Below are 20,881 nucleotides of genomic sequence, written 5' to 3' on the forward strand. Positions count from 1 at the left end.
GCCCGCAAACGTTCCCCGGGCTCAGTAATCCTTGAGCGTGATGGAGGCGACGATACGGTCGAACACCTCTTGCGGTATCGGCGCGCCACCCGGAATGTTGTCCACCACCAGCCACTGGTTGCGCTTGACGTAGTCGCTGAACTCGCCGTGATAGTTGGCGAACCCGGCTTCGTAATCCACCGTCCCGCCCTGCGAGGCCGCCTTGAGCTCACCGGCCAGAATGTAGGCGCCCAGCAGCGCGACACTGGTCCCCTGCCCCGACAGCGGCGAGCAGCAGTACCCGGCGTCACCGACCAGCGCCACCCTCCCCCGCGACCAGCGATCCATCTTGATCTGCGACATCTCGTCGACGTAGAAATCCGGTGCGGTCCGCATGTACTCCAGCAGCTGCGGGCGCACCCAGCCGTCGCCGGCCATCCGCCGCTCCAGCTCGGCCAATTGGGCCTCGGTATCGCGGTAGTCGATCCGCAGATCGGTATCCATGAACCCGACCATGGCCCGCGCCTCGGCGTTGTTGCGCGCGCTGTAGACCCCCGCCATGGTGGCGTCGCCGTAGTGCCACATCTGCCAGTAGTCCAGGTCCAAGAAATTGGGCACCGTGAAGATCGCCGCGTGCGTGCCCAGCCTCTCGAGGTAATCCTCCTCCGGCCCGAAAACCAATCGCCGCACGTTGGAGTGCAATCCGTCGGCCCCGACCACCAGATCGAAACTGCGCGGCGCGGCGCGCTCGAAGGTGACGTGGACCGCCGCGCCGTCGTCCTGCACGGCGGTGACGGTGTCGTCGAAAAGGTACTCGGCCGTCCATTGACTTGCGCCATAAAGCAATTCGACCAGGTCGTCGCGCAACAGCTCGATGTTGGGACTGTCGATAGGCCCACCGGTGGGTGTCGACTCGGTGTCCCGGGACAATTCGTTGCCGTCACGATCGACGACCGAGGATCCCTGGATTTGCGTCTTGCGCTTCTGGGCCGCGCCCAGCAGGCCCATCCGCTCGAGCACCGTCAACGCCGGTCCGCGCACGTCGATGGCCTGACCACCGGGACGCGGGCCCCGGTGACGCTCTACCACCGTCACCGAAAAGCCATGCCGCCCAAGCCAGAACGCGGTCGCCGCGCCCGCCACGCTGGCGCCCGATACCAGAACCTCGGTCACTTGATCCCTGCCAGTTCTTTTGCGTCGCGAAAGACGTCGTCGAGCATTGCTGGTGTCAACCTACCGGTGAACATGTTTTGCTGGCTCGGGTGGTAGCAACCGAGCAATCGCACGCCGGGCGCCAAATCGGCAACCACGCCGTGGCCGAACCGTGGCTTGCGCCCGGCGACGGTGCCCGGCAGCCGCAGCGCGATCTGCCAGCCGAACCCGCCCAGGGCCACGACCACACGGACGTCCTCGGACACCAACCGCCATTCGGCCTGCAGCCAGGGCCAGCAGGCGTCCCGCTCCTCGGTCGTCGGCGCGTTGGCGGGCGGCGCGCACCGCACCGGCGCGACGATGCGAATCTTCTTGGTCTGCAACCCATCCGCGGCGTCGACACTGGTCGGCTGGTTCACCAGTCCGGCCCGGTACAGCGCCGCGTACAACTGGTCGCCCGAGCGGTCGCCGGTGAACATCCGCCCGGTCCGGTTGGCGCCGTGCGCGGCGGGCGCCAAACCGACGATCAACAGCCGGGGTCGCACCGATCCCCAGCTGGGCACCGGTCGCCCCCAATACGGTTGGTCGGCGAAGGCTCGGCGCTTGACAACCGCGACGTCCTCGCGCCAGCTGACCAATCGCGGGCAGGCCCGGCAGACGCTAACCAGCGCGTCGATTTCGGGGATCGAACCGGCGTGTCCGGCGAGTTCGGCGACGGCTGCGGCATCCGTTGCCACCGGGGTCCGCGGGGTGGCCGGATCACCCGGCCATCCGGCACCGGCCGGAACCGGGGAGCCGAACATCTGGCCGGTGCGTGGGTGGGCGAGCACATGAACATCCTGCATGAGCCGAAAATTCAGTCGCCGCAACCGCGGCTTTGGCATACATTCAGCGGCGATATTCAATGAAAAGCGGCGGCCCAGCGTTCCTGATCCTGTTCGCCACGTTGATGGCGACGGCGGGCAGTGGCATCTCGATAGTCGCGTTTCCGTGGCTGGCGTTGCAGCACCACAACAGCGCGCGCGACGCTTCGGCGGTCGCCCTGGCCATGACGCTGCCCCTGGTCTTGTCCACTCTCGTCGCCGGTGCCGCGGTCGACTTCTTCGGGCGCCGCCGGGTGTCCCTGATCTCCGATTCGCTGTCCGGGACGGCGGTGACCGCCGTCCCGCTGATCGCCTGGTGGCTCGGCGGCGACGCGCTCAACCTGGCGGTGCTGGCCGTCCTGGCCTTCTTCGCGGCCGCCTTCGACCCGGCCGGGACGACGGCGCGCGAATCGATGCTGCCCGAGGCGGCCGCCCGGGCGGGCTGGTCGCTGGCCCGCACCAACAGCATCTACGAGGCGATCCTCAACCTCGGGTTCATCGTGGGCCCGGGGATCGGCGGCCTGATGATCGCCACGGTCGGCGGCATCAACACGATGTGGGTGACGGCGGGGTTGTTCGGGCTGTCCATCCTGACGATCGGGCCGCTGCGCCTCGCGGGCACCGGCAAGCCCGGGCGCGACACCCGACCCGCCGGGTGGATGTCCGGAATCGCCGAAGGGCTGCACTTCGTGTGGAACACGCGGGTACTGCGGACGCTCGGGTTGATCGACCTGGCGGTCACCGCGCTCTACCTGCCGATGGAAAGCGTGCTGTTCCCGAAGTACTTCTCCGACCAGCACCAGCCCGCGCAACTGGGCTGGGCGTTGATGGCGATCGGGTTCGGCGGCGTGGCGGGAGCGCTCGGCTACGCCGTGCTGTCGAAATACACCCGGCGGCGCACCGCCGTGCTGACCGCCACCCTCACGTTCGGCGCGGCGACCGTCGGGGTCGCGTTCCTGCCGCCGTTGCCGGTGATCCTGGTGCTGTGCGCGGTCACCGGGGTGGTCTACGGGCCGATCCAGCCGATCTACAACTACATGATGCAGACCCGGGCCCCGCATCGGCTGCGCGGTCGGGTGGTCGGGGTGATGACGGGGCTGACCTACGCGGCGGGCCCGCTGGGCTTGCTGGTGGCCGGGCCGCTGACCGATGCGGCCGGCCTGAAGGTCACGTTCCTGGCGCTGGCGGTGCCGATCCTGCTGATCGGCGTCATCGCCTGCCGGCTGCCGTCGCTGCGCGAACTGGACAAAGCGCCGGAGTTCGTGGAGGACCCGGACCCCGAAGGCGGGCTTAGTATCGGGCCGTGAGCTCTGACGCCCTGGCCAGCCTGATCGCCGACCTGCCCGACGGGATGGTCGTCACCGACCCGACGGTCACCGAGGGCTATCGCCAGGACCGCGCGTTCGACCCGTCGGCCGGCAAGCCGCTGGCGGTGGTGCGGCCGCGGCACACCGAAGAGGTGCAGACCGTGCTGCGCTGGGCCGCGGCGCACCGGGTGCCGGTCGTGACCCGCGGCGCGGGCAGCGGCCTGTCCGGCGGGGCGACCGCACTGGACAACGGCATCGTGCTGTCCACCGAGAAGATGCGCGACATCACCATCGACCCGGTGACGCGCACCGCGGTGTGCCAACCGGGGCTGTTCAACGCCGAGGTGAAGAAGGCGGCCGCCGAGCACGGCCTGTGGTATCCACCGGACCCGTCGTCGTTCGAAATCTGCAGCATCGGCGGCAATATCGCCACCAACGCCGGCGGGCTGTGCTGCGTGAAGTACGGCGTCACCACCGATTACGTGCTCGGCATGCAGGTGGTGCTGGCCGACGGCACCGCCGTTCGACTGGGCGGCCCACGGTTGAAAGACGTCGCGGGCCTTTCGCTGACGAAGCTCTTCGTCGGCAGCGAGGGAACGCTGGGCGTCGTCACCGAAGTGACGCTGCGGCTGGTGCCCAAGCAGAACGCGTCCAGCATCGTGGTGGCCAGCTTCGCGACCGTCCAGGACGCGACCGAGGCGGTGCTCGGGGTCACCTCACGGCTGCGGCCCTCGATGCTGGAGTTCATGGATTCGGTGGCGATCAACGCCGTCGAGGACAGCCTGCGCATGGATCTGGACCGCGGGGCGGCCGCCATGCTGGTGGCAGGGTCCGACGAGCGCGGCCGCGCCGGCAGCGAGGACGCCGAAATCATGGCCGAGATTTTCGCGGAACACGCTGCGACGGAGTTGTTTTCGACCGACGATCCCGACGAGGGCGAGGCGTTCGTCGTCGCCCGGCGGTTCTGCATCCCGGCCGTCGAGGCCAAGGGCTCGTTACTGCTCGAGGACGTCGGGGTGCCGCTTCCGGCGCTGGGCCAGCTGGTCACCGGGATCGCGGGCATCGCCGCGGAGCGCGACCTGATGATCTCGGTCATCGCCCACGCCGGCGACGGCAACACCCACCCCCTGATCGTCTACGACCCCGCCGATCCCGACATGACCGAACGTGCGCACCTGGCGTTCGGCGAGATCATGGACCTGGCCGTGGGGCTGGGCGGCACCATCACCGGGGAGCACGGCGTCGGCCGGCTGAAGCGGCCCTGGCTGGCCGGCTATCTAGGACCCGACGTGATGGACCTCAACCGCCGGATCAAGCAGGCGCTGGATCCGCAGGGCATCCTCAATCCGGGGTCGGGGATTTAGTTTCGCTGGCGTCGCTGCCGACCGCCCGGCTGGACCGGGAAGTCGGCGTCGCCCATGGTTGACATATGACCACTCATGTCGTACGAATGAGACATGGCTGCTGTTGTGTCTCACGAAGCCCCGGTGAAGTTCCAGCTCGCCACCGCCGACACGTGGCCGAACCCGTGGCCGATGTACCGCGCTCTACGCGATCACGATCCGGTGCACCACGTCATTCCGGCGAAGCACCCCGAGGATGACTACTACGTGCTCTCCCGGCACGCCGATGTGTGGGCCGCCGCCCGCGATCACGAAACCTATTCCTCGGCACAGGGATTGACCGTCAACTACGGTGACCTGGAAATGATTGGGCTGCAGGAAAATCCACCGTTTGTCATGCAGGATCCCCCGGTGCACACGCAGTTCCGCAAGCTGGTGTCGCGTGGCTTCACCCCGCGACAGGTCGAGGCGGTGGAGCCCAAGGTCCGGGAGTTCGTCGTGGAGCGCATCGAGGGGTTGCGCTCCAATGGCGGCGGTGACATCGTCGCGGAGTTGTTCAAACCGCTGCCGTCGATGGTGGTCGCCCACTATCTCGGTGTCCCGGAAGAGGATTGGGCCCAGTTCGACGGCTGGACCCAGGCGATCGTCGCGGCTAACACCGCCGAGGGCGGGGTCGCGGGCGCGCTGGAAACCGTGGGCGACGCGGTCGGGTCGATGATGGCCTACTTCACCGCGCTGATCGAACGGCGCCGGACCGAGCCCGAGGATGACACCATCTCGCACCTGGTGGCCGCCGGGGTGGGCGCCGACGGGGACGTCGCCGGCACCCTGTCGATCCTGGCGTTCACGTTCACCATGGTCACCGGCGGCAACGACACCGTCACCGGCATGCTCGGCGGCTCGATGCCGCTGTTGCACCAACGGCCCGACCAACGTCGGCTGCTGGTGAATGACCCGGGCCGCGTTCCCGACGCGGTCGAGGAACTGCTGCGGATGACCTCACCGGTGCAGGGACTGGCCCGCACGACGACCCGGGACGTGACCGTCGGCGAGACGACCATCCCGGCCGGGCGCCGGGTGTTGCTGCTGTACGGGTCGGCCAATCGTGACGAACGCCAATATGGTTCGGATGCAGGCGAACTCGACCTGACCCGTTGCCCGCGCAACATCCTGACGTTCAGCCACGGCGCACACCATTGCCTGGGCGCGGCCGCGGCCCGGATGCAGTCCTGCGTTGCGCTGACCGAACTGATGGCGCGCTGCCCGGACTTCGACGTGGACGAATCCGGCATCGTCTGGGCCGGCGGCAGTTACGTCCGGCGCCCGCTGTCGGTGCCCATCCGGGTGAAATCCTGATGCCCGGAAACGACTGGCTGGGCACGCACCGCACCGAGGCGGCCGCCGACCGGATCCTCGACGCCGCCGAGCGGCTGTACACCCAGCGCGACTCGGGCTCGATCGGCATGAACGAAATCGCCCGCGCGGCAGGCTGTTCACGAGCCACGCTGTACCGGTATTTCGAGAACCGCGACGCGCTGCGCACCGCCTATGTGCACCGCGAAACCCACCGGCTGGGCCGCGAGATCATCGCGCGCACCGGCGATATCGAGGACCCGCGCGAGCGGCTGGTCGCCAGCGTCCTGGTCACGTTGCGGATGGTGCGCGAGAGCCCCGCGCTGGCGTCCTGGTTTGCCACCACCCGCCCGCCGGTGGGTGGCGAGCTGGCCGGACATTCCGACGTCATCGCGGCGTTGGCGGTGGCGTTCCTGCATTCGCTGGGACCCGACGATCCCGCCGTCATCGAACGTCGCGGCCGCTGGATGGTGCGCGTGATCGTTTCGCTGCTGACCCACCCGGGCCGCGACGAAGACGAGGAGCGAGCGATGATCGAAGAATTCGTCGTCCCGATCGTGACGCCGGTGTCCGCGCGCGGTTAAGCGCGCGCTTCACGCCGGGCCGCCCGCAACCACTGTTGCAAGTGCCCGCCTCCGAGCGACAACCTGTTCCCGCAGGTCACACCCATAAACGAAGTTGTCGCTGTGAGGCGGGCAAATCGCCTCTCCAGCCGCGGAGGGATTCCCGGGGCCGGTGTTACCGCACGGCGGCGTCCGGCTGCGCCCCGACGGCCGGCCGGCTCAGTCCCGCACACGGGTGAACCGGTGCAGCAGCCACGCCAGCGGAATCGTCACCACCAGCGTCGCGACGTACAGGTACAGCATCGAGCCGGTGTAGACGCGCGCGCCGACGATGTAGTCCATCGCGAATTCCATGGTGATCAGGTGGATCAGGAAGATCTCGTAGGAGATCTCCCCCAGCCACACCATCGGGCGGCTGGCCAAAAGCCGCGAATACCAGCCTTGGGCATCGGGAGCGCCGCCCAGAGCCAGGGGTGCCACCGCCAGCGCGGCGATGACGGCGTAGAAGCACGTCTTGAACAACGCCTCGCTCAGCGTCGCCGGGGACGTCGTGGGCGCGCCGGCGATGGGCGTGGACGCGATGAAGTAGCAGATGACGGCCAGCGGTATGGCCACGAATCCGTAGCCGCGCACCCCCATTTCCTGCAGCACGGTCAGCATCATCCCGGCGAGGAACCAGGCCAAGTAGGTGGGCAGCCACAGCCGGGCTCCGTCGGGAAACCAGTGATCGGTGTGCACCAGCACCAGCCACGCAGGGCTGAGCAACGCCAAGCCCGCCAGGGCGCCCAGCACCAGCTTCGGCTGCCACTGCCGTCGGCAGATCACCACCAGCAGCAGGTAGGCCAGCAGCGGAAGGATGACGTAGAACGAGCCCTCCACCGCCAGGCTCCACATCTGCGTCAGGCCCTGGTGCAGATACTTGCCCAGGTAGCCGTTGCAGTAGATCTGGGTCAGCGTCAGGTTGCGCGCCAGCCCGAGCCAGCTGTGTCCGGGATTCGGCCCGGCGTCGCGGTAGTGGTACAGCACGTAGGCGAACAACACGGTGATCACGTAGGCGGGCATAATGCGCCGAACCCGGTGCCACGCATAGCGACTCAGCGACGGCGCTGCGCCGCTTCTCGCCGCGGACTTCACCCACGGGCGGAACAACAGGTAGCCGGAGAGCACGAAGAAGATCGGCACGCCGATCTCCATCCGGGAACCGACCAGGCCCCAATAGCCGTGCGTGTATTTGCCCGTGGTGTAGGCCGCGTGGGTGCCGACGACGAGGAGCGCGGCGACGGCACGGATCCCGGTCAGCGAGGCGATCCGGTCGACGCGAGAGGTCTGCTCGAGCCCGCCCTGGGCGTCTTGCTCTTCCGACAGCGTCATCCGCCGTGTTTCCTGCGCGGCTTCCCGCCGTCTCGGCCGCGAGGCTTGCCGGCCGACGAGCGCTCCGGCTGAAGGTTGATCAATACCCCCGAAATACGGGTGTTCTCAAGCCTTTTGAATGTCGACTTGGGCAACTTGGCCGGCAACTCCACCAGCGAGAAATCCGGCCCGATCGCGATATGGCCGAAATCGCTGCGGTGCAGCCCTCCCTCGTTGGCGATGGCGCCGACGATCGCACCCGGGCCGATCTTGTGCCGCTTGCCCACCGCGATGCGATAGGTGGCCAAAGGCTTTGCACTCCGTGGCCTTTCGGGACGCTCGCGACGTTCGGTGCGCCGCTCGCGCCGCTCCGGCGGCGGTTCGGGCGCCATCAGGAATTCCTCGCCGTCGCGGGACTGCAATGCGAGCGCGGCGGCGATGTCGGCCATCGGGGTGTCATGCTCGCGTTCGTAATCCTGGACCAACTTGCGGAACAGCTCGATTCCGGGCGAGCCGAGCGCGGTGGTGATGGAGTCGGCGAACTTGGCCACCCGTTGCGCGTTGACGTCCTCGACGGTGGGCAGTTCGGCCTCGGTAAGCGTTTGGCGCGTGGCTTTTTCGATCGCCTTGAGCAGGTGGCGCTCGCGCGGCGAGACGAACAGCAGCGCGGTTCCCGAACGTCCGGCCCGGCCGGTGCGGCCGATCCGGTGCACGTACGACTCGGTGTCATGCGGGATGTCGTAGTTGAGGACGTGCGATATCCGCTCCACGTCCAGCCCGCGCGCGGCCACGTCGGTGGCGACCAGGATGTCGATGCTGCCGTCCTTCAGGGCGGCGACGGTGCGCTCGCGCTGGCCCTGCGGGATGTCCCCGTTGATGGCGGCCGCGGAGAAGCCCCGGGCCCTTAGCCTTTCGGCGACTTCCTCGGTGGCCTGTTTGGTTCTGACGAAGACGATCATCGCCTCGAACGGCTCGACTTCCAGTACCCGGGTCAGCGCGTCCATCTTGCGCGGGCCGGCGACCTGGATGTAACGCTGCGAAATGTTCTCGGCGGTGGCGGTTTTCGCCTTGGTGCTGACCTCGAGCGGGTCGTGCAGGTACTTGGTGGTGATCTTGCGGATCGCGGGCGGCATGGTGGCGGAGAACAGCGCCACCTGTTTGTACTCCGGGGTTTCGGACAGGATGCGATCGACTTCTTCGGCGAAGCCCATGGTGAGCATCTCGTCGGCCTCGTCGAGAACGAGGTAGTCGACGTGGGACAGGTCCAGCGTCCCGCGCTCGAGGTGGTCGATGACCCGGCCCGGCGTGCCGACCACCACGTGGGCGCCGCGGCGCAGGCCCGCCAGCTGGACGCTGTAGGAGGAGCCGCCGTAGATCGGCAGCACGTTGATCTTGGGCAGGTGCGCCCCATACCGGCTGAACGCCTCGGCCACCTGCAGGGCCAGTTCCCGGGTGGGGGCGAGCACCAGCGCCTGGGTGGCCGTGCTGGTGACGTCGATCTTGGACAGGATCGGGATCGCGAAGGCGGCGGTCTTGCCGGTGCCGGTCTGGGCCAGCCCGACGACGTCGGAGCCCGCCATCAGCGCCGGGATGGTCGCGGCCTGAATGCCGGTGGGCGACTCGTAGCCGACGTCGGCGATCGCCCGCAGGACCGAGGGATTGATCTGCAGGTCGGCAAACGTCGTAGAGGCAGCCTCAGTCGAGCTGTCCGAGAGGGTCATCGTCCAAGGAGTCTAGTGGTGATCGCGAGCTCAGCGGAGCTGAGCGCATCCGGTGATGATCAGCACACCCGGCCATGCCTGCCACGGCCCCGGACCCGATGACGGTACGGTGCCCAGATGTGTGGTCGTTGCCATGTCGTACCGAGCCACTGACCGGCTCGGCCGCTGTCGCTCTCATCGCCTTCACGTTGACCGGATGCGGTTCGGGGGACTCTACCGTCGCCAAGACGCCGCAGGCCAGGACGTCGGAGACCGCGTCAATCACGGCCCCGGCCACGCCGTCGGCCGCCGCCCCACCCGGCAACGCCCCGCCCACCGATCCGTGCGCGGTCAACCTCGCGTCGCCCACCATCGCGAAGGTGGTCTCCGAGCTGCCCCGCGACCCGCGCAGCCAGCAGCCCTGGAACCCCGAGCCGCTGGCCGGCAACTACAACCAGTGCGCGCAGCTGTCGGCGATCATCATCAAGGCCAACACCAACGCGGTCGCTCCGACCACGCGTGCGGTGCTGTTTCACCTCGGCCAGTTCATCCCGCAGGGCGTACCCGACACCTACGGATTCAACGGCGTTGACCCGGCGCAAACGACGGGTGACACCGTGGCGCTGACCTATCCCGGCGGGATCAACGGCCTGAACACCGACGTGAAATTCCACTGGAACGGCAACGCGGTCGAACTCATCGGCAACACCCCCGCCCACTGATCGCGGGCACGCACCCCGCGTGCGGCCCACCTGTCGGAGCGCTGACCTACAGTGGCTCCAGTGTTGGTCTGCGGCGACAGCATCGTGTACAGCGCATCGGATCTTGCCGCCGCCGCACGCTGCGAATTCGCGCTGCTGCGAGACTTCGACGCGAAGCTGGGCCGCGGGCCCGCCGCCAGCGTCGAGGACGAACTGCTCGCGCGGACGGCCGAGCTCGGTAGCGACCACGAGCGGCGCGAACTTGCCGCGTTGCGCGATCGGTTCGGCCAGGCCGTCGCGGTCATCGGCCGCCCGGCCTACACGCCCGCCGGCCTGACGGCGGCCGCCGACGCCACCCGCCGCGCCGTCGCCGGCCGCGCGCCCGTGGTGTACCAGGCAGCCATGTTCGACGGCCGCTTCGTCGGCTTCGCCGACTTCCTGGTGCGCGACGGCGACCGGTACCGCATCGTCGACACCAAGCTGGCCCGCTCGGCCAAGGTCACCGCGTTGCTGCAGCTGGCCGCGTACGCCGACGCGTTGGCCGCGGCCGGCATCCCGGTCGCACCGGAGGCCGAGCTGCGGCTTGGCGACGGCACCGCGGTGCGGCACCGCCTGTGCGACCTGGTCCCGGTGTACCGCTCCCAGCGGGCCCGGCTGCAGCGCCTCCTCGATGAGCACTTCGCGGGCGGCGCGGCGGTCCGCTGGGACGACGAGGGCGTCGCGGCGTGCTTCCACTGTCCGTTGTGCGTCGAACAGCTGCGGGCGGCCGACGACGTTCTCTTGGTCGCCGGGATGCGAGTGAGCCAGCGGGACAAGCTCTTTGACGCGGGTATCAGCACGGTCGCCGAGCTGGCCGATCATCGCGGACCGGTGCCCGACCTGGCGCCCACCGTGCTGAACAATCTGACCATCCAGGCGAAACTGCAAGTGCGCCAACGCGAAACCGGCGTTCCCCAGGTCCAGGTCATCGACGCGCAGCCGCTGGCCCTGCTGCCCGAGCCCGATCCGGGGGACCTGTTCTTCGACTTCGAAGGCGACCCGCTGTGGACCACCGACGGGCGCGAGTGGGGCCTGGAGTACCTGTTCGGAGTCTTGGAGGCCGGGCCCACCGGCAAGTTCCGCCCGCTGTGGGCGCACAACCGGGCCGACGAACGCAAGGCGCTGATCGACTTTCTGGCGCTGGTGGCCAAACGCCGCAAGCGCCGCCCCAACATGCACATCTATCACTACGCGCCCTACGAGAAGACCGCGTTGTTGCGGCTCGCCGGGCGCTACGGGGTGGGCGAGGACGAAGTCGACGAACTGCTGCGCAGCGGTACGCTGGTCGACCTTTACCCGTTGGTACGCAGGAGCATTCGCGTGGGCGCGGAGTCGGTCAGCCTCAAGGCGCTGGAACCGCTGTACATGGGGTCACAATTGCGCGCGGGGGATGTCACCACGGCCACCGGGTCGATCACCTCCTACGCCCGGTACTGCGAACTCCAGGGGGACGGCCGCGGCGACGAGGCCGCATCGGTGCTCAAGGAGATCGAGGACTACAACCACTACGACTGCCGGTCGACTCAGGAGCTGCGGAACTGGCTGATGTTGCGCGCCTACGAATCCGGCGTGGTACCGATCGGCGCCCAGCCGGTGCCCGACGGCAACACCGTCGACGACCGCGACGAGCTCGCCGTGACCTTGGCGGACTTCACCGGAACCGCCGGCGTCGACGACCGCACCGCGCCGCAGACGGCGGTGGCGCTGCTGGCCGCGGCGCGCGGCTACCACCGACGCGAGGACAAACCCTTTTGGTGGGCGCATTTCGACCGGCTGAACTTTCCCATCGAGGAATGGGCGGACAATACCGATGTGTTCGTCATCGACCAGGCGTCTCTCGTCGTCGACTGGCACACGCCGCCCCGCGCGCGCAAACCGCAGCGGCGGCTACTGCTGCGCGGCGAGCTGGCGCGCGGCGACTTGAAGACCGACGTCTTTGCGCTCTACCAGCCGCCGGCGCCGCCCGGCATGACCGACAACCCGGACCGGCGGGCGGCCGGACGGGCCTCGGTCGTCGAGGCCGACGATCCGGCCGTGCCCGGCGAAGTGGTCGTTCTCGAGCGAGTTGGCGGTGACGGCAACACCTTTCACCAGATGCCGTTCGCGCTGACGCCCGGGCCGCCGATCCCGACGACGGCCCTGCGGGATTCGATCGAGGCGACCGCCGCCGCGGTGGCCGCCGGATTGCCGGGACTGCCGGACAGCGCGATCGTCGACGTGCTGTTGCGCCGCGCGCCCCGCGCACGCAGTGGCGCCGCCCTGCCACGAAGCGGCGACGCCGTCGCCGACATCACCTCGGCGCTATTGGATCTGGACTCGTCCTACCTGGCGGTGCACGGGCCGCCCGGCACCGGAAAGACGCACACCGCCGCCCGCGTGATCCACGACCTGGTCACCAATCACGCCTGGCGTGTCGGCGTCGTCGCGCAGTCGCACGCCACCGTGGAGAACGTGCTGGATTGCGTGATCGACGCCGGACTGGATCCGCAGCGGATCGCGAAGAAGCGCAACGACCACCGGGCGCCGCGCTGGCGGGAAATCGACGGTGGCACCTACGCCGCGTTCCTCGCCGACACGCCCGGATGCGTGATCGGCGGAACGGCATGGGATTTCGCGAACGCCAACCGGATACCGCCCGGGAGCCTGGATCTGCTGGTGATCGACGAAGCCGGCCAATTCTGCCTGGCCAACACCATCGCCGTGGCCCCTGCCGCCGCCAACCTGCTGCTGCTCGGGGATCCCCAGCAGCTGCCGCAGGTCAGCCAGGGCACCCACCCGGAGCCGGTGGACACGTCCGCGCTGGAGTGGTTGGTCGATGGTCAGCGCACCCTGCCCGACGAGCGTGGCTACTTCCTGGATCTCTCCTACCGCATGCATCCGGCGGTCTGCGCGGCGGTTTCGGCGCTGTCGTACGAGGACAGACTGCATCCCCACGACTGCACCGCCGCCCGCCACCTCGACGGGTATCTGCCCGGCGTTCGGCTGCTTTCGGTTGAGCACCAAGGTAATTCGACCGAGAGTCCCGAGGAGGCCGACGCGATCGTCGCCGAGATCACCCGGCTGCTCGGCGCGGCGTGGACCGACGAACACGGCACCCGGGCACTGACCGCCGCCGACGTGCTGGTGCTGGCCCCCTACAACGCCCAGGTGGCGCTGCTGCGTCGCCGGTTGGCCGCGGCGAGGCTCGATGGGGTGCGGGTCGGGACCGTCGACAAATTCCAGGGCGGACAGGCACCGGTGGTCTTCGTCTCGATGACGGTGTCATCAATGGACGTGGTGCCCCGCGGAATCTCCTTCCTGCTCAACAGGAATCGGCTCAATGTCGCGGTGAGCCGCGCCCAGTACGCCGCGGTGCTCGTGCGCTCCCCGTCGCTGACGGAGTATCTGCCCGCCACACCGGCGGGCCTGATCGACCTGGGCGCATTCCTGGCGCTCACGCAGCCCGACCTGCGGTGACCGACCTAGCCGGTTGAGGAGTGCCGGCCCGAACCGGTGGGGTCGTCGTCCGGATCGGATCGGTGGTGCCCGCGCAGCGATTCACCGTCGCTGAGGTGAAGTCCCGCCGAGCCGTTGTGGTGTCGGCGCGGTGGCCGGGTCGGCCGATCGCCCGGCGGCGCGGATCTGGGTGAGCGCCGCACCGCCACCTGGCGGAGGCGCTTGCCGCCGTCCACGTGAGACCCGTTGTGGGCGGATCCGATTGGTGGAACCTGCGCGGCAGGACCGTGCCGCGGTACCGCGGTGGACGACGGGCGGGGGCGTTCGGCCGGCCGTCGGGGCGGCTCGGGATCGAGTGCCCGCTGGGCGTCGAGTTCGCGCACCAGGACGAATTCCACGTACTGGTCGTCGTCATAGTCGTCGTCGACGACGTCGTCGGGGCCCAGCGGATCGTCGCCGCCCCTGCCGTCGCCCTTGTCCGCCCGGGGCGCGGAGCCCACCAGGAACAGCGCGGCGACGATGCCGAACAACGCGATGAACGCCGGCAGCAGCACCGACTGTGACATCGCGGCCGAGAACGGTTCGCGCAGAAACCCGGGCAACTGCAAGGCGATCGCGTCCTCGCCGGTGGCGTCCCCGGACGGCTGCCGCGGCATCTCGGCGGTGATCCGCCACGTCATGAACGCGGCCATGCCTGCGCTGCCGAGGACCGCGCCGAGCTGGCGCACGGAGTTGTATACGGCCGAGCCCGCGCCGGCCAGGTGTGGCGGCAGGTTGCGCGTCGCGGTCGCGGTCAGCGGCGACCACACGAACGCCATCCCGACACCCATCGCGAAGAACGGCAACACCAGCCGCCAGATCGGTGTCGTCGGCAGCATCTCGAAGGTCAGCCAGGTCAGCGCGATCGCCAGCACCGAGAAGCCGAAGCCGAGCACCGGTTGCGGATGGTATTTGTCGACGATCTTGCCGACGAACGGCGCGAAGACACCGTTGGCGATCGCCATCGGCGCGATCAGCAGGGCCGACCGCGTCGGCGACAGGCCGCACACGGCCTGCGCGTAGAACGTCAGCGGCAGCATCATCGCCGTCGCGGTGAACGAGATGATGGCGACGCCGGCGTTGCACAGGCTGAAGTCGCGGTCGCCGAAGATGATCAGCGGAATGAGCGGCTCGTGGGCGTTCAGCGCCTGCCAGAACGCGAAGGCCGTCATGAACCCGACGCCTGCGACGATCAATGCCCAGATCCACGGCTGCCAGTGCGCGGCCTGCCCCTGCTGCAGCCCGAACACGATCAGGAAGATCCCGATGCCTGACAGCGCGACCCCGATCAGGTCGAAGCGGTGCAACTGGGTGGGCAGCACTGGAACCAGCCAATACGCCAACACCAGCCCGATGACCCCGATGGGGACGTTGACGAAGAAGATCCACTGCCAGCCCAGCCCGTCGACCAGGACACCTCCGGCCAGCGGGCCCACCAGGCTGGCCACGCCGGCGGTGGCGCCCCACAGGCTGACCGCGACGCCGCGCCGCTCCGACGGGAAGATCCGGGTGATGGTCGACAGGGTCTGCGGGGTGAGCAGCCCTGCGCCGACGCCCTGCACGACGCGCGCCGCGATCAGCATCGCGGCGCTGCCGGCCAGCCCACACCACACCGAGGAAGCGGTGAACACGACCAGGCCGAACAGGTACAGGTTCTTGGGACCGAACCGATCGCCAAGGCGCCCCGCCACCAGCAACACGACCGCATAGCCCAGCAGGTAGGCGCTGGTCACCCAGACCACGGTGTCGTAGCCGATCCGCAGGCTGGCCATGATGGTCGGGTTGGCGATCGCGACGATGGTCGAGTCGACCATGATCATGAAGAAGCCGATCATCATCGCCCACAGCGGGTTCCAGGGATTGTGCGACTGCGGCGAACTCTGCGTGAAAAAGTCCCAGCGGTGGGCCGCCCGGGCCGGCACCGGTCCCCCGCGGCCCGTTCCTGCGGGCGTGCGGGGCGCAGCCGTGGTCATCCACCCCACCTCGTTTCGTTCCCGACGATGCTGTTCAGTCGTATCGGCCCGGCCGGTCGACCGGCCTCACTCACGCCGGTGATACACCACGCGCGGGGCGCGGTAAACAGCGTGAGGACCGGCGAACGGCACGGGCCGTGGCAGACATCCAGCTGCATTATTCCCGGTGAGGCAATAGGCCGGCAGCCACGGACCCGGTCAGGGCGCATAACGCGGCAGTATTCATTGCGGGCGCGTTAGCCTGGGGGAACGCCATCTGCAGGAGAGAAATATGCGGGCTCGACGGAAAAAGTCGCCGAACCGGTTGTTCGCCATGTCCAGCACGGGACAGCAGCCGACCGCCAAGAACGGTCGGCCGAAAATGTCCGCGCGGGCGTTGGCGCAGGTCATCGAGCGGAGCTCGTGGATCCAGGGCCCGGCCGCCGAGGCCTATGTGACCCGGCTGCGCAACGCGCACCCCGATGCCGGCCCGGCGGAGATCATGGCCAAGCTGCAGAAGCGATACCTGGCGATCGTGACGGCCGGCGGCGTTGCCGTGGGGGCCGCCGCGACGGTTCCCGGCATCGGCACGATCAGCGCCCTGTCCGCGGCGGCCGCGGAAACGGTGACATTCCTGGAGGCCACCGCGTTCTTCGTGCTGGCGACGGCGGTGGTCTACGACATTCCGGCCGATAACCGGGAGCGGCGCCGCGCGCTCGTGCTGGCGGTCCTGGTCGGCGACAACAGCGAGCGCGCCGTCGCCCAGCTGATCGGCCCGGGCCGCACCAACGGCGGCTGGGTTTCCGAGAGCCTGGCCGCCCTGCCGCTGTCGTCGATGTCGAAGCTGAACTCGCGGCTGCTCAAGTCGTGGGTCCGCAAGTACACCGTGCGCCGCGGTGCCCTGCTGTTCGGCAAACTGCTGCCGGTCGGCATCGGGGTCGTGGTGGGCGCCATCGGCAACTACCTCGCCGGCAAGAAGATGATCCGCAACACCAACCGGGCGTTCGGCACCCCGCCGGCGCGCTGGCCACGCGCGCTGCATCTGGTGCCTCCCGTTCACGAGGCCGGCTAGCGGCGATCGCCAGCGCGGCGGGTCGCCACACTAGGTTGTAGCCGGGACTAGCCCCCGGCCGTCCCCGCGTCCCCCGGTCAACCTGGCGGATCGGCGGCGAAAGGTTAGCCTTTATAGGGCGGAAACAATGGGTACCGCCTTGGGTGTGAGGTGTTCGGTCGTCCGGGGCCGACAAGGGTGCAGGCGCCACGGGAATGCGCTTGCGGAACAGAAGGATTGAGGCGAACTGCGGTCGTGAGCAACATAAGTTCACCATTCGGGCAGAACGAATGGCTGGTCGAGGAGATGTACCGCAAGTTCCGCGACGACCCCTCGTCAGTCGATCCGAGCTGGCACGAGTTCCTGGTCGACTACAACCCCGAGCCCGCCGGCGAGCCCGCGCCGACCGCCCCGACCAGCACTGATGGCCCGGCGGCCGCCACCCCTGCGCCGGCGAAGCCGGCCGCGGCGGCCCCGCAGGCCACCGAGCCCGCCAAGGCCACATCACCGGCCAGCACCGCCGCCGGCAATGGGGTCGCGGCGCGGCCGGCCAAAGCCCCCACTCCCCCGCCTGCGGAAGGCGACGAGTTGCAGACGCTGCGCGGCGCCGCGGCGGCCGTCGTCAAGAACATGTCGGCGTCGCTGGACGTACCGACGGCGACAAGCGTCCGCGCCGTCCCGGCCAAGCTGATGATCGACAACCGGATCGTCATCAACAACCAACTCAAGCGCACCCGCGGCGGCAAGATCTCGTTCACCCACCTGCTCGGCTACGCGCTGGTGCAGGCGATCAAGAAGTTCCCGAACATGAATCGGCACTACGCCGAGGTCGACGGCAAGCCGACCGCGGTGACGCCTGCGCACACCAACCTCGGCCTGGCGATAGACCTGCAGGGCAAGGACGGCAAGCGTTCCCTGGTGGTGGCCGGCATCAAGGGCTGCGAAACCATGCGCTTCGCGCAGTTCGTCACCGCCTACGAAGACATCGTGCGACGCGCCCGTGACGGCAAGCTGACCGCCGAAGACTTTGCGGGCGTGACTATTTCGCTGACCAACCCCGGCACCATCGGCACCGTGCACTCGGTCCCGCGGCTGATGAACGGCCAGGGCGCCATCATCGGGGTCGGCGCCATGGAGTACCCCGCGGAGTTCCAGGGGGCCAGCGAGGAACGCATCGCCGAGCTGGGCATCGGCAAGCTGATCACGCTGACCTCCACCTACGACCACCGCATCATCCAGGGCGCGGAGTCCGGCGATTTCCTGCGCACCATCCACGAGATGCTGCTGTCGGACGCCTTCTGGGACGAGATCTTCCGCGAGCTGGGCAACCCGTATCTGCCGGTGCGCTGGAGCACCGACAACCCGGACTCGATCGTCGACAAGAACGCCCGGGTCATGGAGTTGATTGCGGCCTACCGCAATCGGGGTCACCTGATGGCCGACATCGACCCGCTGCGGTTGGACGGCAGCCGGTTCCGCAGCCACCCCGACCTCGAGATCCTCAACCACGGCCTGACGCTGTGGGACCTGGACCGGGTGTTCAAGGTCAATGGCTTCGCCGGGTGTGAATACAAGAAACTGCGCGACGTGCTGGGTCTGCTGCGCGACGCCTACTGCCGCCACATCGGCGTGGAGTACACCCACATCCTCGAACCGTCACAACAGGAATGGCTGCAGCAGCGGGTCGAGACCAAGCACGTCAAACCGACGGTGGCCGAGCAGAAATTCATCCTGAGCAAGCTGAACGCGGCCGAGGCCTTCGAAACCTTCCTGCAGACCAAATACGTTGGCCAGAAGCGGTTTTCACTGGAAGGCGCGGAAAGCATCATCCCGATGATGGACGCGGCGATCGACCAGTGCGCCGAGCACGGGCTCGACGAGGTGGTCATCGGGATGCCGCACCGCGGCCGGCTCAACGTGCTGGCCAACATCGTCGGAAAGCCGTACTCGCAGATCTTTTCCGAGTTCGAGGGCAACCTCAACCCGGCGCAGGCGCACGGTTCCGGTGACGTCAAGTATCACCTGGGCGCCACCGGCGTATACCTACAAATGTTCGGCGACAACGACATTCAGGTATCGCTGACCGCCAACCCGTCGCACCTGGAGGCCGTCGACCCGGTGCTCGAGGGCCTGGTGCGGGCCAAGCAGGACCTGCTGGACCACGGCGCCGAAGACCAAGGGGATGAGAAGGCCTTCTCGGTGGTGCCGATGATGCTGCACGGCGACGCCGCGTTCGCCGGTCAGGGCGTGGTCGCCGAAACCCTGAACATGACCCACCTGCCCGGCTACCGCGTCGGCGGCACCATCCACATCATCGCCAACAACCAGATCGGCTTCACCACCGCGCCGGAGTACTCGCGGTCCAGCGAATACTGCACCGACGTCGCGAAGATGATCGGGGCGCCGATCTTCCACGTCAACGGCGACGACCCGGAGGCTTGCGCGTGGGTGGCCAAGCTGGCCGTCGACTTCCGGCAGGAGTTCAAGAAGGACGTCGTCATCGACATGCTGTGCTACCGCAAGCGCGGCCACAACGAGGGCGACGACCCGTCGATGACCAACCCCGCGATGTACGACGTCGTCGACATCAAGCGCGGCGTCCGCAAGAGCTACACCGAAGCCCTGATCGGCCGCGGCGACATCTCGATGAAAGAGGCCGAGGACGCGCTGCGCGACTACCAGGGCCAACTGGAGCGGGTGTTCAACGAGGTCCGCGAGCTGGAGAAACACGGCGCGCTGCCGAGCGAATCGGTCGAGGCCGACCAGATGCTGCCGGCGGGCCTGGCCACCGCGGTGGACAAGGCGCTGCTGGCGCGCATCGGCGACGCGTTCCTGGCGACCCCCGACGGCTTCACCGCGCACCCCCGGGTGCAGCCGGTGCTGGAGAAGCGCCGCGAGATGGCCTACGAGGGCAAGATCGACTGGGCCTTCGGCGAACTGCTGGCGCTGGGCTCGCTGGTGGCCGAGGGCAAGCTGGTGCGGCTGTCCGGCCAGGACACCAAGCGCGGCACCTTCTCGCAGCGGCACTCGGTGATCATCGACCGCAACACCGGCGAAGAGTTCACGCCGCTGCAACTGTTGACGGTGAACCCCGACGGCACCCGCACCGGCGGCAAGTTCCTGGTCTACGACTCGCCGCTGTCGGAGTACGCCGCCGTCGGCTTCGAGTACGGCTACACGGTGGGCAACCCGGACGCCCTGGTGCTGTGGGAGGCGCAGTTCGGGGACTTCGTCAACGGCGCGCAGTCGATCATCGACGAGTTCATCAGCTCCGGTGAGGCCAAGTGGGGCCAGCTGTCCAACGTCGTGCTGCTGCTGCCGCACGGCCACGAGGGCCAGGGCCCCGACCACACCTCGGCCCGCGTCGAGCGCTTCCTGCAGCTGTGGGCGGAGGGTTCGATGACGATCGCGATGCCCTCGACGCCGTCCAATTACTTCCACCTGTTGCGCCGGCACGCGCTCGACGGCGTGCAGCGGCCGCTGATCGTGTTCACGCCGAAGTCGATGCTGCGCAATAAGGCAGCGGTCAGCGACGTCCGGGACTTCACCGAGATCAAGTTCCGCTCGGTGCTCGAGGAGCCGACGTACGAGGACGGCATCGGTGACCGCGCCAAGGTCACCCGGGTCCTGCTGACCAGCGGCAAGCTCTACTACGAGCTGGTGGCCCGCAAGGCCAAGGACAACCGCGACGACGTGGCGATCGTGCGGATCGAGCAGCTCGCCCCGCTGCCGAAGCGGCGGCTGGGCGAGACGCTGGACCGCTACCCGAACGCCGACCAGTACTTCTGGGTGCAGGAGGAACCGGCCAACCAGGGTGCGTGGCCACGGTTCGGGCTCGAGCTGCCCGAGTTGCTGCCCGCCAAGTTGACCGGAATCAAGCGGATCTCGCGGCGGGCGATGTCGGCCCCGTCGTCGGGCTCGTCGAAAGTGCACGCCGTCGAGCAGCAGGAGATCGTCGACACGGCCTTCGCCTGACCGGGCGACCACGCCGATCCCACCCGCGGGTATCAGGGACCGCCGGTACCGGCTAGCCTCGACGCAAACGTGCCGATAA

At 68.5% G+C, this 20,881-nt stretch carries 13 protein-coding genes; 8 read left to right on the top strand and 5 right to left on the bottom strand.

Annotated features, from left to right (window positions below; genetic code table 11):
• Positions 1–21: 21 nt before the first annotated feature.
• Positions 22–1,152 (bottom strand): FAD-binding protein, encoded by a 1,131-nt coding sequence (locus B9D87_RS12535; protein ID WP_007773765.1) that lies wholly within the window; start codon positions 1,150–1,152, stop codon positions 22–24.
• A complete protein-coding gene (locus B9D87_RS12540; protein WP_007773763.1) occupies positions 1,149–1,976 on the bottom strand; it encodes a uracil-DNA glycosylase in 828 nt (275 codons plus the stop codon). Before B9D87_RS12540 ends, B9D87_RS12535 begins: the two co-directional genes overlap by 4 nt.
• 59 nt (positions 1,977–2,035) lie before the next feature.
• On the opposite strand from B9D87_RS12540, the gene tap reads away from it, so the two are divergent.
• The 4 genes from tap (at position 2,036) to B9D87_RS12560 (ending at position 6,581) form a co-directional block, all read left to right on the top strand.
• Complete coding sequence (gene tap / locus B9D87_RS12545) at positions 2,036–3,301, top strand: multidrug efflux MFS transporter Tap (protein WP_007773760.1); 1,266 nt, start codon at positions 2,036–2,038, stop codon at positions 3,299–3,301.
• Entirely contained in the window at positions 3,298–4,665 is a 1,368-nt protein-coding gene (locus B9D87_RS12550; protein WP_007773757.1) for an FAD-binding oxidoreductase, read from the top strand. Before tap ends, B9D87_RS12550 begins: the two co-directional genes overlap by 4 nt.
• Before the next feature lie 93 nt (positions 4,666–4,758).
• Positions 4,759–6,000, top strand: a complete 1,242-nt coding sequence (locus tag B9D87_RS12555) for a cytochrome P450 (protein WP_007773756.1) — start codon at positions 4,759–4,761, stop codon at positions 5,998–6,000.
• The gene (locus B9D87_RS12560) at positions 6,000–6,581 is read left to right on the top strand and encodes a TetR/AcrR family transcriptional regulator (protein WP_007773755.1); all 582 of its coding nucleotides are present in this window, start codon (positions 6,000–6,002) and stop codon (positions 6,579–6,581) included. The genes B9D87_RS12555 and B9D87_RS12560 overlap by 1 nt, the downstream gene beginning before the upstream one ends.
• A gap of 198 nt (positions 6,582–6,779) precedes the next feature.
• Here the strand turns inward: B9D87_RS12560 and B9D87_RS12565 are convergent, their stop codons facing one another.
• Positions 6,780–7,931 (bottom strand): acyltransferase family protein, encoded by a 1,152-nt coding sequence (locus tag B9D87_RS12565; RefSeq protein ID WP_007773753.1) that lies wholly within the window; start codon positions 7,929–7,931, stop codon positions 6,780–6,782.
• Positions 7,928–9,631: a DEAD/DEAH box helicase gene (locus tag B9D87_RS12570; RefSeq protein ID WP_007773752.1), complete on the bottom strand. Its 1,704-nt coding sequence runs from the start codon at positions 9,629–9,631 to the stop codon at positions 7,928–7,930. The genes B9D87_RS12565 and B9D87_RS12570 overlap by 4 nt, the downstream gene beginning before the upstream one ends.
• Positions 9,632–9,729: 98 nt before the next feature.
• On the opposite strand from B9D87_RS12570, the gene B9D87_RS12575 reads away from it, so the two are divergent.
• Complete coding sequence (locus B9D87_RS12575; RefSeq protein WP_040631234.1) at positions 9,730–10,332, top strand: LppP/LprE family lipoprotein; 603 nt, start codon at positions 9,730–9,732, stop codon at positions 10,330–10,332.
• Positions 10,333–10,392: 60 nt separating this feature from the next.
• Positions 10,393–13,806 (top strand): TM0106 family RecB-like putative nuclease, encoded by a 3,414-nt coding sequence (locus B9D87_RS12580; RefSeq protein ID WP_007773750.1) that lies wholly within the window; start codon positions 10,393–10,395, stop codon positions 13,804–13,806.
• A 5-nt stretch (positions 13,807–13,811) separates the two neighbouring features.
• On the opposite strand, the gene B9D87_RS12585 is transcribed toward B9D87_RS12580, so the two are convergent.
• Positions 13,812–15,797, bottom strand: a complete 1,986-nt coding sequence (locus B9D87_RS12585; protein WP_040631169.1) for an MFS transporter — start codon at positions 15,795–15,797, stop codon at positions 13,812–13,814.
• 271 nt (positions 15,798–16,068) lie between these two features.
• Here B9D87_RS12585 and B9D87_RS12590 point away from each other — a divergent pair, with 271 nt between their 5' ends.
• Positions 16,069–16,848, top strand: coding sequence for a hypothetical protein (locus B9D87_RS12590; RefSeq protein WP_040631168.1), 780 nt, complete (start codon positions 16,069–16,071; stop codon positions 16,846–16,848).
• Positions 16,849–17,082: 234 nt separating this feature from the next.
• Positions 17,083–20,802, top strand: coding sequence for a multifunctional oxoglutarate decarboxylase/oxoglutarate dehydrogenase thiamine pyrophosphate-binding subunit/dihydrolipoyllysine-residue succinyltransferase subunit (locus B9D87_RS12595; protein WP_007773747.1), 3,720 nt, complete (start codon positions 17,083–17,085; stop codon positions 20,800–20,802).
• Positions 20,803–20,881 lie beyond the last annotated feature (79 nt).

This window comes from Mycobacterium colombiense CECT 3035, from assembly GCF_002105755.1.
GTDB lineage: Bacteria > Actinomycetota > Actinomycetes > Mycobacteriales > Mycobacteriaceae > Mycobacterium > Mycobacterium colombiense.